The organism is Compostibacillus humi (genome assembly GCF_014637175.1).
In the GTDB taxonomy this organism is placed as follows: domain Bacteria; phylum Bacillota; class Bacilli; order Bacillales; family Amphibacillaceae; genus Oceanobacillus; species Oceanobacillus humi.
Genome location: NZ_BMEV01000032.1, coordinates 1 through 15,401 on the forward strand (window position 1 = coordinate 1; position 15,401 = coordinate 15,401).

Sequence of the window (15,401 nt, forward strand, 5' to 3'; positions counted from 1 at the left end):
AGGCCTCTTTCTAAGTGTATTTGCCCTAGTAAGCATACATTTATGATAGAGTGCCTCTTCCTTTTTGGCTAGGATTTTGTAGAAATATCACCGAGAACTATTTTACACATACCCATAAAGACTTGGTACTCATAAAAAATATTCAGCCCCCGTTTGCTTTAAGCGGAGGCTGAATATTTTTATAAAGCTAATTATGCGGATGTTTAAATTTTACTCTTCATCCGCCGGCTGGACGTCAACGATGACCGGTATATCGCCAAATTCATCACGTACGACCTGCATGATGTTTACAACTTCAGTCGGCGATAGTTCGGGGGCGATGACATGGACTTGAACTTTATCATCTTCGGAGCGGACGAGCACGTCTTTATATTCATTGTTGGAAAGAATCATTTCTTCTAAAATCGTTTCTTTTGCGGATATATCTTCCAACCGGTCAATATCCTTTAATGCTTTATCCTTTTCTTCCACACTGGCACTGCTGGAGGCAACAATATCCTCCAAACGTTCTATCGCCATATTCCTTTCATCTTGCATTTCCATCCGAATGGTTGTAAACAATTCATCTCTGCCGACATTGGCCATATCTACATCGATATCCTCATCCTCGGATGTATCTTTTCCAGATGTTTCCTGAGAATCTGATGAGCCAGTATTAACAAAGGCAAGATCATCCCCGGACGGCGACATAATATAATAAACACTTAATACAATCATTAAACTGAGCATCGTTAATAACCAAACGGTTTGTTTTTTCAACATCTCATTTCCTCCCTATATATTTATTTCTTTGGCAAAACCGAAACCCGATGAGTAGGAACATCCAACACCCGTGAAATAGCTTCTACAATCCACTTTTTAACTGTTGCATGATCTGCCCCCTTTGCTACAACAAATACTCCAGACACCTCAGGTCTTTCTGTTTTTACGGTTATGGGAACTTCCCTGTCCCCCTGTCTCACGAAAACAACTTGCGTTTCTTCTGTACTGTCCTGTACGGTTCTCGTGCCGCCGTTACGGTCTGATTCTTCCGTGCTCTGACTTCCGGTTATTAAATTTTTTTCATATATTTGCACATTCGTAGAGGCGAGGTTAACCATGACTTCGGCTTCGGAAACCCCTTGGATTTTATTGAGCATATCCTCGAGCTGCTGTTTGTAGCTTTTCTCTAATTCAGCCACGTCGTTCATATTCGTCATACTTGTTTCTTCCGAAGTTTCCGATTTTTCGGTTGGCTGGATGTGCATTTGTTCAGGATTTTCTTCTTTGCCATAGGAAAATATATTGCTTAAAAGGATTAAGGCCAGTCCGATTAAACCGAGAATAATGACATAACCGGCTTTATTTCCGGTCTTCCTTCCGTCTTTCCCCTCACCCGGCTGAAATAATTTTTCGAATAGTTTCTTCAAGATGTCCCTCCCTCCCAGAAAATCGTAATCTTTTTGTCCTGTAGTTCCCAAACTTTTTCCAGATATGCTATGATTTCCTCGTCATTGTCCAATTTTTTCAATGGTTCGTCCGTATTAATTTCTACGTCCTCAACTGCCTTCATCATTCCCTCCTCTTTTTTGCCTTCAGTTAAGGTAACTATAATTTCGTTTAAATTTTCATAGGATGCTTGTCTGTTATTTTCAAAGACAAATTCAATATTTGCTATTTCCGCAGCAAATGCATCCTTCAGTTCGGGCTCGGCAATATTTTTTAATTGGACAGCCATTTGTTCTAAAATATATGCATGTTGTGCCGACTCTATCTCTTTTTTTTGCAAATCAATTAAATTTTCCATAGAACTGATTTCCTTTTCATTGCTTATTTTTATCATGGAACTGCTGACCGCTTCGCGAATATCAATATTCAGCACAGAAAAAACCGGATTCAGCAAAATAAGTATAAGAATTAATCCGATGGCCAGTTTAATATATTTTTGAAAGGATGATTGGGGAATCAGCAAATCAATGATCGTTGCCAAAATAATAAATAATATAATTTGTGCTACCCATTCCATCAGAAAAGTCATGCAATCACTACCTCACCAGCAAAGTTAAATTGCTTGCCACGATAATGATGACGATAGCCAAAAAAAACATTAGAGTGATTGTTAAAAGACTTGCAAGAATCAACAAAATATAGTTGCTGATCGTGTTTAATGCGGATATGACCGGACCATCTCCCACCGGCTGTAACAATGCTGCGGTAATTTTGTAGATGAGGGCAACGGCGAGTATTTTTATCGCAGGAAACAACGCTATAAACAAGACGATGCACAATCCCACAATTCCTATCGTATTTTTCAGGAGAAGGGATGCGCTAAGAATCGTATCTGTAGCATCGGTAAATGTTCTGCCGACAACCGGGATGAAATTGCCGGTAATAAATTTTGCCGTTTTCATTGCGACCCCGTCTTGAATGGCGCTGGCAGATCCTTGTACAGAAATAACCCCTAAAAATATCGTTAAAAACACGCCAAGGATGCCCATGCTGACATTTTTGAAAAGTGTTGCCAATTGGGTAACCTTATATTTTTCGCTTAAGCTGCTAACTATCATCAGCAGAGCCGAGAGGAATAGTAAAGGCAAAATGATTTTGGAGATTAATACCCCGCTGACATTAATTAAAAAGATGATCATCGGGTGAAAAAAAGAGATGGAAACAATATTGCCAAAAGTGGCCATTAAGCCTAAAATAAGCGGAATCAGTCCAATCATAAAGCTCGTCATCATCCGGATGGCATCTTCCGTATAAGATACAGAAACATAAAAACTGTTTAAGGCGATTAATATTAATACGGCATAGATTACAAAGTAGGCAATCTTGCTGACTGACGACGATTCAAAAGCAGTGTGAATCGTTTGTAAGAGCATGGAAAAAAGGGTGAGCATTAATAGGCTTCCTAGCAGCTTGCCATTTAAAATCAGTTCGTGAAACAAGTAGTGAATAAATCCAAGGAAAATATTTTTCAATGAAAGGGATCCTTCATTCTTAATAAATTCATACACCGTAATTTTATCTAACTCTGGCAAATAGTCCCCATATTCTTGCTGGAGTTCATTCCAATATTGTTCCACCCCTTCGAGACTTATTTCCGAAAGAATGTAATCTTGTACGTCCTCTCCTTCATCCTGGGCGAAAACAGAGGCTTGTCCTGTCAGCAGAAAAACAAACAGGAACAGGATGATTTTTTTTTTAATTCCCCCTTCACTTTCATCGTTTACTCCTTTCCTTTTAGCAAGGTTAAACAGGTATGAATTGAACAATTGCTTCGATAACTGCCGTAATAATGGGCACTGCCAGAAGAATAATAAATATTTTTCCGGCCAGCTCTATATGTTTGCTAACGGAGGTTAAACCAGCTTCCTTCGTCAAATTGGCCCCTAATTCGGCAATATAGGCGATACCGATTATCTTTAGGATCGTTTCCAAATATAAACCATCCACGTTGGCCTGTTTCCCGATCGACTGGATTAATTGAAAGATAATAGAAATTTGGTGAATAATTGCTAGAAAGATAATAATGCCGGTAATCAAAATTAAAAAATGGGCAAAAGACTTATTCATATCCTTCAAAATGATGTATAAAATGCTGGCAACTATCGCTAATAATACAATCTGCAAAATATCCATGTTATATCATTCTCCTAGAAGAGGAATACGGATTTAATTTGCTGAAACAAGTCGCTTAATCCGTTAATGACGATGACGAGGACGATTATAAAGCCGATTAAGGTCGCAAATTGGGCTATTTCTTCCTTTCCCATCTGCTTTAAAATCGAATGGATGAGTGCAACGATGATTCCTATTCCGGCAATCTGAAATAAAATGGATGGATCGGTTAACATGGATAAGCCTCCTCTAAATTAGCAATAAAACGATGAATAAACCGGACAAAATTCCTAAAGTTTTTGCCATTTTGCTATATTTCAGCTGTTCATCCCTCGCATCTTCCAATTCTCTTTCCAAATGCGTGAGGGCTAATTGAATATGTTTTTGCTGCTGATAAAAATCATGCTGCCCTAACGTCCGGCCGAATTGATACAATATTTCCCTCTCATTTCGATGCAGACAGGACCGTTCCATTAAGCGATTCACCTGGGATTTCCACACTTCGTAAAAGTCAATGTGCTTTTCCTTCATGGCTGCGTATAGCCCGTAAAAAAAGCTGTGGACCGGGTTTGGAATTTGGCCTGCAACCCTTTGAAACGCATCCCGCAATGGCATTTGACTATAGACGATTTCCGCTTCTAAAATTTGCAGCGCATTTTTTATTAAACGGATATGTTTCGGACGCATGATTAAACGATGGCTCCATTCAAATCCGGCCCAGGTTGTCGCTCCGACGAGTAACAGTGCTCCTATCCATTTCATTATGATAACTCCTTATCGGAAAATGGATTTTTTCATTTTGATCATATATTTTTAAAATTGTCCCCGGCTCCCGATGTTTGTCCAAAAGAATGATTCGTTCAAACAATTTCTGGTCAAAAACCGGCTGAAGCGATGGTCTTTTCTTCAATTCATCCAAGGTTTGGCCGTGAATCGTGCAAATAACTGTAACTCCAGAGTTGACCGCCTCCAATAATGCTTCGATATCCTTTTTCTTGCCGATTTCGTCTACGATAAGAACATCCGGAGACATGGAACGAATCATCATCATCATCCCTTCGGCCTTCGGACAGGCATCTAAAACGTCTGTTCGCGGACCGATATCATGCTGGGGAATTCCTTTTAATGAAGCGGCAATTTCTGAACGTTCATCAATAATTCCCACTTTCAAGCCTTTTTGTTTCTGCCATCCTGAAGATATGATTCTTGCCAGATCCCGAATTAATGTCGTTTTTCCTGTCTGTGGCGGACCGACAATTAATGTATTTACATAGCCTTTATTAAAAATATAAGGCAGCAAAGGGACAGCACAGCCGATTTTTTGTTTTGCGATTCGAATATTGAAAAACGTAACATATTGCAATGCTTTCACCGAGCCGTGTTCCGTATTAACCTTTCCTGCAATTCCGATTCGGTGCCCCCCCTCGACGGTCATATACCCTTCCCTTAATTCGTCCGTCATCCGATATAATGAAAATTCGCTAATCTGATTTAGCATATACGTCGCATCCCTTGATGTCGGCTTTCTTTCCGGGAGCCATTCCACGCCAAAGTCGAAAATCAGTTCTATCGGCTGGAATATTCGCACACGAATTTCCTGAAGAAAACTCCAGCGGCCTTCCACCTTTTTTTCTAGAACTCGTCTGAAATCATCCGGAAAGATACGCAATATTTCTTCCATGGCTACTCCCCACATCATTCTTATATAGTAAAATGTATGTTCCTGTCCTTAAATTATGACTCAGACCAGTACTATAAGAAGGGTAAATCCTTCGCACCGAAAGATATCCATAAAAAAATACAGCCTGTTAGTCAGGCTGTATTTTTTAAGCACGAGATACATATTTTCCGTCGGAAGTATTAATGACAAGAGTATCTCCTTTATTAACAAAGAAAGGAACTTGCACGACATGTCCTGTCTCCAATGTGGCAGGTTTTGAACCTCCGCTTGCTGTATCCCCTTTAATTCCTGGTTCGGTTTCGATAACTTCCAGCTCAACCGTATTTGGCAAATCAACACCTAATATTTCACCTTCGTACGTCATCACGTTCACTTCCATATTTTCTTTCATAAACTTCAATTCATACTCAATTTGGCTGGAAGGAATTTCGATTTGTTCATACGTATTTAAATCCATAAATGCATGGGAGTCGCCAGAAGCGTATAAATATTGCATTTTTTTATGTTCAATGTGGGCTCTTCCCACCTTTTCTCCGGCACGGAACGTTTTTTCCTGAATGTTCCCGTTCCTTAAATTCCGCAGTTTCGAACGAACAAAGGCGGCGCCTTTCCCTGGTTTTACATGCTGGAAATCCATCACTTGCCAAATATCGCCGTCCACTTCAATTGTTAATCCTGTTCTGAAATCATTTACTGAAATCATTGTTCATTCCTCCTAAATGCTAAACATGAATCAATTCCTTCGTAGCAAAAGTAATCCGTTCATTGCCGGTACTTGTAATGATAATATCGTCTTCAATACGGCACCCGCCTTTGCCGGCAATATAGATGCCAGGTTCCACCGTAACAACCATGCCTGGCTGAAGCAATTCGTCTGCTAGTTTTGATAATCGGGGGCCTTCGTGAACTTCCAAGCCGATACCGTGACCGGTGGAGTGGCCGAAGTTTTCCCCATAGCCTTTGCTGGCAATGTAATCCCTCGTGATTGCATCGGCTTCTTTTCCTGTCATGCCTGGACCGATCTTTTCCACGCCTCGTTTGTTAGCTTCTAAAACGATATGATATATTTCTTCCAGCTCTTTAGATAGTTCTCCAACGGCAACGGTTCGGGTAATATCGGAGCAATATCCTTTATATAAGGCGCCATAATCAAGGGTTACCAACTCGCCTGATTGAATTTCCTTCTCCGAAGCTACCCCATGAGGCAATGCAGAGCGGACACCGGAAGCGACAATCGTGTCGAAACTGGAAGAAGTGGCACCATTCCTCCGCATGAAAAATTCCAGTTCATTGGCGATCTCGATTTCTTTCGTTCCCGGTTTTATGTACGAAAGAATATGCTGAAAGGCATCATCAACAATTTTTGCGGCCTCTTTTAAGATTTCGATTTCTTCCTCCGTTTTTATTAACCGAAGCTCTTCCACAATTCCGCTTAAAGGAATGAGGGCTGCATCGAATAATTGCTGGAACGTTTCATATTGGCTGTAAGTAATATGATCTTTCTCAAAGCCGAGGCGTTTCACCTTCATTTCCTTTAATTGTTCTTTTACTTCCAGTTCGATTTTTTGCTTATGCTCGACAATTTTAAATTCAGTTGCCTGGTTTGTCGCTTGTTCAACATAGCGAAAATCGGTAATAAACCTGGCATCGGTCTGGGAAATAATGGCGATCCCTGCTGAACCGGTAAAATTTGTAATGTATCTGCGATTGATTGGACTCGAGATCATGATGGCGTCACAATCGTGTTGTGCCAATATGTTTCGAAGTTTTGAAAGTTTATTCATCCATATCCCCCCTTTAAGAAATGAAAAGTGCTTTTATTAGTTTATCATAAAAATGTCTATGTTGAATATTCTTTTCCATAATTTTGTATTGCAGGGAAAGTTTACTTTACCTCCCCTAGCTGGCTGTCATGATAATCATAGGATATGGAATAGCCAATGAAGGTGCCGTACAGCAGAAATAAGGAAAGGGTAGAAATAATGGTATGGCTATGAAGACTCGTTATCGTTGGGATATTTGCAAACATAGGCTGAACGACGTAAAAAATAATGACCCAGAGCAGTACACCGTATATGACTCCCATCCACATCGTATTGATTTTTTTAAAAAGAAGCAAATAGACATATGCGATAACGATTGAGAGTATTCCCGCAAGAATAACGGTGACCAGATTCCCGAGCCAGCCGTTCGTCCACGAAGCCTTCGTCCAGGAAGTGACCAATAAAAATTTCGGGGAAATCTCTGAAAAGTTAAAGTAATACATAAACAGTCCAATTAAGCTCCAAAATATTCCTCCGATAAATCCGGTGAGGAGGGAACGTCCTAAAAACGTCATCGGCTGTTCTTTTTGATTCTGTTCCAGTTTGTTATTATTTTCCGCCATCTTATACCACCTCAACTGTAGCATTGCCCATTCAGGTGGAACTAATTCAAAAATAAAGATGAATATAATTTGACTATTTGTAAAATGCGAAATATACGTCAGATTATTGTTATTATTAACTAGTAAATTTTCTTAAAAAGAATTATAATATAATAAAATATATATTTATCGATTCTTTCGCTTTATTATTTTCTTTGAAAATAGCTTTATTTGAATAATTTACGGATTACGGGCAAAAATCTAAATAACGAAAGGAACTTACATATTACTTTTCGTCCCTCAACATCAATGTAAGGAGGAATTGCAATGGCGTTTAAGAAAAGTCATATTTTGTTTTCGTTTATCATCGGATTAGCAGTATTTGGTCTGATGGCCCAACTAATATTGCAGCCAGCACGACTGTTTATAAATCTGCTGATGGCTGTTGGTATCGGGATAGTGATTTTCTTTATCTTTTATCTCCTCTTCCGGAGTCGATTTTCTGCAAATGAAATGAAAAAATACAGGAAAGCAGTTAGACAATCGAAGGCAAAATATAGCAAATGGGGAAATCAAGATAAAACGGCTGCAAAGAAACAGCCGAGTTTAATCAGAAAAAAACGGCGTAATGCCGCCCACTTAAGGGTAATTGACGGAAACAAATCAAAACGGAAAAACCGGGCTTCTTTCTAATCTGTTGCCTTATAGAGAAATTCTCTATAAGGTTTTATTTTGGCCAATATCTTAAAAACTGGTCTGCCCTCGCTTTCCCGAGCTGAAACAGTTCTGATTTTTTCTCTTCGGATAAATGGAAATCGACAGAATCCACCCCATCGACCGGTATAAAAATAATATTGTTTTTTTCTTTAGTGGAAACATATCTTGCGTCATGCGCCTGTTTCATCGTGGCAAAAAGCGCAGTAAACATATCAAATGCATTCCGGATATCCCGGGATTGATTTTGATTCTCGTAGGATGTCGTCAATTTAATTCCTAATACCGGCCGTTTCTCACGGGTTGTGCCGTTGTCAAATATCCATAACGGAAAATTGCTTAACAGTCCTCCATCGACAATAATGCTTTTTTTCATCGTCTTGCCCGGCAATTTTTTTGGCATGAAAAAATAAGGAAATCCCGCACTCATGCGGACTGCTTTTGCAACGGGAAAGTGGCTCGGTTTAATGCCGTACAGCCTTTCTAAATCATCCGGAATGACGACGAGTTTGCCGAGGCTAAGATCGCTGACCACAACTTTTAAATACCCTTCTTCAATATCATGAAAGGTGTAAATATTTTTTTCCGCCAGTTTTTCATACAGCCATTGCTCTAACCGGTTTCCTTTATTAATTCCAAGCTGAAAATAAAGAAAAAGCCATTTGCTGAACGGAATATATTTTGTTAATCGGGGAGGATCTAAAAATAATTTTAAGTCGATTTCATACATGAACTGTTTTATTTCTTCCACAGAATAACGGGCAGAGATTAAAGAAGCGATAATGGCACCCGCAGAGGTTCCTGCTGCCCGCTCCACTACAATATCTTTTTCCGCGAAACTGTCCAAAACACCCGCAAACGCGTATATTTTCACCCCGCCGCCGGAAAACACCGCATCGATTTTCATCTGCTCTCGCTCTCTCCCTGTTCTTTTTTTATTATTAGTAAGCATAAACAGGGAAAATAGAACAGAGAAAAGGACTATTTTTCGTTTTGCATCTGGATTTGCTGCAAATCATCAAGCCGCTTCGGATCCTCCTTAAAATATGTTACGACATCACCGATCCGATCGATGGAATTCCAGCTTAAATGATGCTCGATACCTTCAACATCCTCATAAATATTTTCCTTCTCGACCCCGATAATTTCGAGAAACTCCTCCAATAAATCGTGCCGAAAAACGAGCCGCTCGCCAATTTTTTTGCCTTTTGCAGTTAAAACAAAGCCCCGATACTTCTCATAAATCAGGTATTCGTCTTTGTCCAGCTTTTGGATCATTTTTGTCACGGAGGAAGGATGCACCTTTAATGCTTCCGCGATATCTGATACCCGTGCATATCCCTTTTTCTCAATTAAAATATAAATTTGTTCAATATAATCTTCCATACTCGGTGTTGGCATGCAATCCCTCATTTCATTAAAAATTTTTTCCAAGGGGCAAAATTTTTCCCGCAACTATAGAATACCGTAAAGTGTCCAACGTTACAAGTCGATGCACCGAGATTGTCATTTCAATAAATTTAAAATACGGACATTTGTACCTTAAAATAAATTTGGATCAAAAATCAAAAATAAAAGAACCTGTTTAGAAAAATGTTCAAAACAGGTTCTTTTATTGATACATTCCCATAAAGTTTTGAAAATTTCCAGCTGTTATCTTTAACACTTGTCCTTATTAACCAGAAAACCGATTGTTCCTTCACACTGTATTTCGCTTATTTAAGAACCATCCTGAACAAGTACTGTTAATTCATTTCTTTTTCTAACGAAGTAAATGAAGGATCATATCAGCTGCATATGTTTCTAATAACGCGGCTAAAATGATTAGCGGCAAAACGAAAGCAAGGTATGTTCTTGTTACTTTTAAAATTTTTTTAATAAAAGAATCACGTTCTCTATCCTTTTTAACCAAATTAATCATTTTTGTTCTAATCACCTGATTCAATTCAAAAAGGACAGCTGCCAGCAAACAATAGGCAAAAAGCTCTAAAACAGAATGAGGAATGGAAGAAATGATGAGCTCAAAGCCTTTGTCAAGACTAGCTTGTAATGCCACCCCAAAGAATACACCGAGCAAAGAACTGGTTGATATAATATTTGCCAAATAAAGAAATTGTATTGGCACGAAAGCTAAGATAAACATTTGCAATGGTACCGCGAAACCGTTATGAACAATATACGACCATACTTTATCGATGCCTCTGGATTCTTTGATTTGGCTTGGTGCACTATTCCCGATCCCTTCCATTACAGCTTTTATATCCGGATTTACGATGCAAGTTATGATTGTCGCAATAAAGGTAATAGCTGCTGTTAATATGATAAAATAACCAGCTCTTTTTAAAATGACTATATTGGCTTTAAATTTCAGCGCAAACATCTTAAATTATATTCCCCTTAAATGCTTCAGTTTTGTAATTAGAATCATCGAGAATGCTATTTTCACACGCATGTTTATTTCATATCAAAAGTTTTTATTTTATCCAATTCCTTTTTTCTTTTCTCACGAACATATTTTCGTCCACCGTTCCATTCCGCAATAAGGAAAAGCAAACCTAGCATTAAATAAAGGACATAGCCGATAGTACTATTTATTCGATGTGATATGAACATCCACGTTAATAACACAAAATAAGCAACCGGCAGAATCGCTCCCCAATAGGCATTATTCCTCGTTGACAAGAAGAATTGAACGGCTAGAATACCAGCTATAATAAAAACGCCATAAAATCCTAAGTCCATTACTCCTCATCCTTTTCTTGTTTATATTTTTCAATAATTAATTTTGCGTCTTCCACGCTTATCCGATCTTCAATAGACAGTTTTTTGATAAACTTGATGAATTCCTCGTTATCCGCAGCATCATTAATTTTAATTTTCTCGATTAATCGATCTAATTTAAGCCTTACTGTTGGATATGATACTCCATACAACGTTGCGATTTCTTTTAAAGATCCTGATTTCAACACAAAGTTTTTAATGAATTCCATATCTTCTGTTTCCAAAGCCAAAACCCATTCCGGGACATTTTTCATATTCATGCAACCCCTCCTTCCTTCGTTAATTTATATTTTAACATATTTATTAATTTTGTTAAAGTCTGTATTAATATTATTAAAGATAATGATTAAGTAAAAATAAACTTATTAAAAAATTGTTTTTGATTCAGTATCAACAGCACGGTTATACAGTATTCTTTTTGGCCAGTTTGGATAACGGAACTTAATTCCCTATAATCTAAGAAATATAAAAAAGCAACCTTAGACCGTGAATTGACCCCTGTCAAGTAGACAGGAATCAATTCAACCGGCGAGGTTGCTTTTTATTACTCTTTAGTACTGATTATCAAACTTTAAATCCATAACTGCAGATATTCGTTTGCTCCCCTAGATTATAATCCGCATTTAAGCTGGGCGCCGCAATTGGTGCAAGTATTACAGCCGCCGATTTCCTCCACCATTCCTTCCCGGCAGACAGGACAAGTGTTGCCAATCTCAGAACCGATGGTAACGGTCGTGTTGTCTAATTGCTGCACCGTGTCGACGAGGACAACTTTTGGCTCTTCCTCTTCAAATAGCTCTGTTTGTTCAAACTGATTTTCTTCCGCCTTTAACGTGAGAACTTGTGTATCTCTGCTTCCGTCCACGTATACGGTACCGCCCTTCGCTCCGCCTTTATACAAACGTTCGTACACGGTTTGCACTTGTTCTACGGTATACCCTTTAGGGGCGTTTACCGTCTTCGAGATGGAGCTGTCTACCCAGCGCTGGATAACGCATTGGGTATCTGCATGGGCTTCCGGACTTAAATCCATTGCCGTGACAAACCAATGCGGCAGGTTGTCCGGATCTGCCTCTGGATGCTCGTCCAAATACTCTTGTACTATATTTGCCTTTACTTCAATGAATTTTCCTAGCCGTCCGCTCCGGAAGTATGAGAAGGAGAAGTACGGTTCTAATCCTGTACTTACACCGACCATTGTTCCTGTGCTTCCCGTTGGCGCGACCGTAAGGAGATGAGAATTGCGAATGCCGTATTGTAAAACTCCTTGGCGAATGTCTTCCGGCATTTTTTTCATATACCCCGTATTGATAAATGCTTCCCGCAATTTTCTCGTTTCTTCTTCTGTTTCACCGACCAGAAACGGAAAACTTCCTTTTTCCTTCGCCAATTCAATCGACGTACGGTATGCCGTCGTGGCGATAGTTTCGAACACTTTATCTACAAGTTCGTTTCCATCTTTGGAACCGTATTCGGTCTCTGTATAAATTAGCAAGTCATGAAGCCCCATGACGCCTAAGCCGATTCTTCGTTCTCCCAGCGCCTGTTTTTTGTTTTCCGGCAAGAAATACGGGGTGGCATCGATGACATTATCCTGCATGCGCACGCCGATTTCTACAGTTTTTTTCAGTTTATCAAAGTTGACGGTTTTTTCTTTTTTATTGGCCATCTGTGCCAGATTAACGGCAGCAAGGTTACATACCGAATATGGCGCCAGCGGCTGTTCTCCGCAAGGATTCGTAGCAACGACTTGTTGTCCGTAAGCCTTGGCATTTGTCATGTCATTCGCATTATCGATAAAGAAAATTCCCGGTTCGGCAGAGTAGGTTGCACAAATATTAATCAGTTTCCATAATTCCCGAGCTTTGATACGGCGATATACGCGAACTCTAAAGCCCATTTCTTCCCATTTTCTAACGTCTCCGACTTCATGCCATTTTTCATTGTAGATTGCCATTTCTTCTTCGGTATAGTTTTCTACATCCGGGAATTTCAGCTCGTAATAATCGTCATTTTCTACGGCTTCCATGAATTCCTTCGTAATGCAGACGGAAATATTCGCGCCGGTTAAAAATTCAGGGTTATGGACTTCATACGTGCCCCCGTCTCGCAGCTTTTGCTCAGCTTCCCGTATGGCTGCATCCGTAAATCCGCCTTGTCCTGGAATATTTTTGTAATTGACGATTCCCTGATATAGATCCGCTTCCGTCTCGGTCAGCGGCGTAAATTTCAGTTTTTCCTGCGCCATTTTTTTAATTTGCTCATCTTCCATGTTTTCGATTAAATAACGCAAAATACGCGGATTTTGCATCTTGGAAATGATAAATTCGATAATATCAGGGTGGGAATCAACAAGCATAATCATTTGAGCTCCCAATTTGTTACTCCTCCAAAACGAGGGATGTGGTCATTTCTGCCACATTCTTGTGCTTTCACACAAGTTCAGACTATCTCTTCAAGGACAACCCTTGTCTCGCGCCTTGCAGCATTGTTGCCAATACTGCAATTTACTATTTCCATCGTTTTGTGGCGTGCAGCACAAAACATTAGGAAAGTTCAATAGTCGTTGAACCTTTATCTTCGTTTCCAAAGATACTTGGCTGCTGATTGCCCAATCCTTCTTCTTTTTAAACCGTCACGCTCACCGTCGCCGGTCACGTTGTGGTGAAGAAGGCTCTAAGGGGGTCCCAGCAATTCGCGAGATTACGTCGCCGAATTTAACGACGTGATCCACCCTGTTCTACCAAATGAGTTAATTTCGCGATGTCATCCAACCAGGAAACTGAACCGGAAGATTTTCCATTAACACCCCGGGCCAGAGTATTTCGTGGTCGCAATGTGGAACCGTTCGTACCTACTCCTCCCCCGCGGGACATAATCTCCATTACTTTTTTTCGATGGTCGGAAATTCCTTCACGTGAATCTTTAATATAAGGCATGACGTAACAGTTGAAGTATGTAACATCCGTATTCGCCCCCGCCCCATATAAGACCCTGCCGGCTGGAACAAAGTTCATTTGGGATAATTCCTGATAAAACTTCTCAAACCATTCCTCTTGTTTTTCTTTCGTTTTTTCGACAGCCGCTAACCCGGTAGCATTTCTTTTGGCAATCTGTTCATAAAAAACTTCCAAAGGCTTGTCGATTACATCGATTGGTCTTGTAATAATTCCTGTTGCTGCCTCTTCAGGATCATCCAAAGCGGATAAATAATCGTCTTCCACTTTAACTTCCGCCGTTTTATTTTCCCAGTCAATCGATTTAATAAATCCTAATCCTCTCGCAGGGAATTTTGGATCCGATTTAATCGTCAATACGACAAAATCACCTGGTTTTAACGTTTTTTTCCTCGTGTCCTTATAGGAGTACCGATCGAGCATTACGAGACGGGATACTCCGGAATGGGTGATTTTCATGTCTTCGGTAATCGGATGAACAGCGTCAAACTGTTTAATATCTTCATTCAGAGCATCTATGTTGATTTCCATTTTTTCATCGACAAAGATTGCCATTTAATCTCTCCTTTACTTCATAAAAATAATCATTTTGTTCTAGCAGGTCTACAACTATTAAAGCACAATATGTTGTGTTTGTTCAATTAAAAAATACTATATATTGTGATTAGAACGGAAAAATATTATTCTGTCAACTTTAAAAATCTATGAAAAACTAAAGAAATAATAGAAAATCTTAGAAAATCTATTGTTTTTCCCTGCAAATAGACTTTTTTTTCATTTGCAAGATTTGCCAAAATAGGCTTAGCTTTATCATTCTGATTGCGTGCCATTCAAAATAAAAAACTTTGAAATTTGCGCTTTACCCCTTATAATGAAATTTGAACATCTTAAATAACGGGGGAAACGTCATGGAAGTATTAATTATAGCACTATTGGTCATCGTTGCAATAAGCATTTTTCGCTATTATAGACAGCGCACTTATTTAAAAGTACTAACAGAATCGGAATTTGTCAAAGGTTATCGCAAAGCTCAGCTCATTGATGTTCGGGAACCGCAGGAATTTGAGAGCGGCCATATACTAGGAGCAAGGAATATCCCTGTAACCCAAATGAAACAGCGGCTTATTGAAATTCGCAAAGACCAGCCGATTTACTTGTATTGTCAAGGAAGTACCCGGTCTGCACGGGCAGCACAAATATTGCGCAAAAATGGCTATAGCGATATTTACCAGCTAAAGGGCGGATTTAAAAAATGGAGCGGAAAAGTTAAAAAAGGGAAGAAATACTCCTAAAATACGTTTAC

Annotated in this window: 18 protein-coding genes and 2 pseudogenes; 2 read left to right on the plus strand and 18 right to left on the minus strand. The window is 39.4% G+C overall.

The window, feature by feature from the left end:
• Nucleotides 1-210: 210 nt before the first annotated feature.
• The 11 genes from IEV18_RS09395 to IEV18_RS09445 all read right to left on the minus strand — a co-directional run bounded on the left by IEV18_RS09395 (nt 211) and on the right by IEV18_RS09445 (nt 7,667).
• Nucleotides 211-762, minus strand: coding sequence for a SpoIIIAH-like family protein (locus IEV18_RS09395; RefSeq protein ID WP_188392138.1), 552 nt, complete (start codon nt 760-762; stop codon nt 211-213).
• Nucleotides 763-782: 20 nt separating this feature from the next.
• Nucleotides 783-1,409, minus strand: a complete 627-nt coding sequence (gene spoIIIAG / locus IEV18_RS09400) for a stage III sporulation protein AG (RefSeq protein WP_188392139.1) — start codon at nt 1,407-1,409, stop codon at nt 783-785.
• Entirely contained in the window at nt 1,406-2,017 is a 612-nt protein-coding gene (spoIIIAF, locus tag IEV18_RS09405; RefSeq protein WP_188392140.1) for a stage III sporulation protein AF, read from the minus strand. Before spoIIIAF ends, spoIIIAG begins: the two co-directional genes overlap by 4 nt.
• Before the next feature lie 7 nt (nt 2,018-2,024).
• Nucleotides 2,025-3,188 (minus strand): stage III sporulation protein AE, encoded by a 1,164-nt coding sequence (gene spoIIIAE, locus IEV18_RS09410; protein ID WP_188392180.1) that lies wholly within the window; start codon nt 3,186-3,188, stop codon nt 2,025-2,027.
• A 43-nt stretch (nt 3,189-3,231) separates the two neighbouring features.
• Nucleotides 3,232-3,621: a stage III sporulation protein AD gene (gene spoIIIAD, locus IEV18_RS09415; protein WP_188392141.1), complete on the minus strand. Its 390-nt coding sequence runs from the start codon at nt 3,619-3,621 to the stop codon at nt 3,232-3,234.
• A gap of 14 nt (nt 3,622-3,635) precedes the next feature.
• A complete protein-coding gene (spoIIIAC, locus tag IEV18_RS09420; protein WP_188392142.1) occupies nt 3,636-3,836 on the minus strand; it encodes a stage III sporulation protein AC in 201 nt (66 codons plus the stop codon).
• Nucleotides 3,837-3,849: 13 nt separating this feature from the next.
• Nucleotides 3,850-4,362 carry a stage III sporulation protein SpoIIIAB gene (gene spoIIIAB, locus IEV18_RS09425; RefSeq protein WP_188392143.1) on the minus strand — a complete coding sequence of 171 codons (513 nt, stop codon included), beginning with the start codon at nt 4,360-4,362 and terminating at the stop codon, nt 3,850-3,852.
• Nucleotides 4,307-5,281 (minus strand): stage III sporulation protein AA, encoded by a 975-nt coding sequence (spoIIIAA, locus tag IEV18_RS09430; RefSeq protein ID WP_188392144.1) that lies wholly within the window; start codon nt 5,279-5,281, stop codon nt 4,307-4,309. Before spoIIIAA ends, spoIIIAB begins: the two co-directional genes overlap by 56 nt.
• A 145-nt stretch (nt 5,282-5,426) precedes the next feature.
• Entirely contained in the window at nt 5,427-5,984 is a 558-nt protein-coding gene (gene efp, locus IEV18_RS09435; protein ID WP_188392145.1) for an elongation factor P, read from the minus strand.
• Between the two features lie 19 nt (nt 5,985-6,003).
• Nucleotides 6,004-7,065, minus strand: a complete 1,062-nt coding sequence (locus IEV18_RS09440; protein ID WP_188392146.1) for a M24 family metallopeptidase — start codon at nt 7,063-7,065, stop codon at nt 6,004-6,006.
• 101 nt (nt 7,066-7,166) lie between these two features.
• Nucleotides 7,167-7,667: a YqhR family membrane protein gene (locus IEV18_RS09445; RefSeq protein ID WP_188392147.1), complete on the minus strand. Its 501-nt coding sequence runs from the start codon at nt 7,665-7,667 to the stop codon at nt 7,167-7,169.
• Nucleotides 7,668-7,973: 306 nt separating this feature from the next.
• Between IEV18_RS09445 and IEV18_RS09450 the strand changes: the two genes are divergently transcribed.
• Nucleotides 7,974-8,339, plus strand: a complete 366-nt coding sequence (locus IEV18_RS09450; RefSeq protein WP_188392148.1) for an SA1362 family protein — start codon at nt 7,974-7,976, stop codon at nt 8,337-8,339.
• A gap of 34 nt (nt 8,340-8,373) precedes the next feature.
• Here the strand turns inward: IEV18_RS09450 and IEV18_RS09455 are convergent, their stop codons facing one another.
• From IEV18_RS09455 to IEV18_RS09485, 7 genes and pseudogenes are all read right to left on the minus strand, one after another.
• On the minus strand, nt 8,374-9,267 hold the full coding sequence (locus tag IEV18_RS09455; protein ID WP_188392149.1) for a patatin-like phospholipase family protein: 894 nt from the start codon (nt 9,265-9,267) through the stop codon (nt 8,374-8,376).
• A 74-nt stretch (nt 9,268-9,341) separates the two neighbouring features.
• Complete coding sequence (mntR, locus tag IEV18_RS09460) at nt 9,342-9,761, minus strand: transcriptional regulator MntR (protein ID WP_188392150.1); 420 nt, start codon at nt 9,759-9,761, stop codon at nt 9,342-9,344.
• Between the two features lie 361 nt (nt 9,762-10,122).
• Complete coding sequence (locus IEV18_RS09465; protein ID WP_188392151.1) at nt 10,123-10,740, minus strand: stage II sporulation protein M; 618 nt, start codon at nt 10,738-10,740, stop codon at nt 10,123-10,125.
• 74 nt (nt 10,741-10,814) lie between these two features.
• Nucleotides 10,815-11,102 (minus strand): hypothetical protein, encoded by a 288-nt coding sequence (locus tag IEV18_RS09470; RefSeq protein ID WP_188392152.1) that lies wholly within the window; start codon nt 11,100-11,102, stop codon nt 10,815-10,817.
• Nucleotides 11,102-11,401: a DUF2089 family protein gene (locus IEV18_RS09475; protein ID WP_188392153.1), complete on the minus strand. Its 300-nt coding sequence runs from the start codon at nt 11,399-11,401 to the stop codon at nt 11,102-11,104. Before IEV18_RS09475 ends, IEV18_RS09470 begins: the two co-directional genes overlap by 1 nt.
• 350 nt (nt 11,402-11,751) lie before the next feature.
• A pseudogene (locus IEV18_RS09480) lies at nt 11,752-13,515 on the minus strand (vitamin B12-dependent ribonucleotide reductase); the annotation flags it as partial.
• Between the two features lie 346 nt (nt 13,516-13,861).
• Nucleotides 13,862-14,653: pseudogene (locus tag IEV18_RS09485) on the minus strand (ribonucleotide reductase barrel domain-containing protein); the annotation flags it as partial.
• A 353-nt stretch (nt 14,654-15,006) separates the two neighbouring features.
• Here IEV18_RS09485 and IEV18_RS09490 point away from each other — a divergent pair.
• Nucleotides 15,007-15,390: a rhodanese-like domain-containing protein gene (locus tag IEV18_RS09490; RefSeq protein ID WP_188392155.1), complete on the plus strand. Its 384-nt coding sequence runs from the start codon at nt 15,007-15,009 to the stop codon at nt 15,388-15,390.
• Nucleotides 15,391-15,401: the final 11 nt, after the last annotated feature.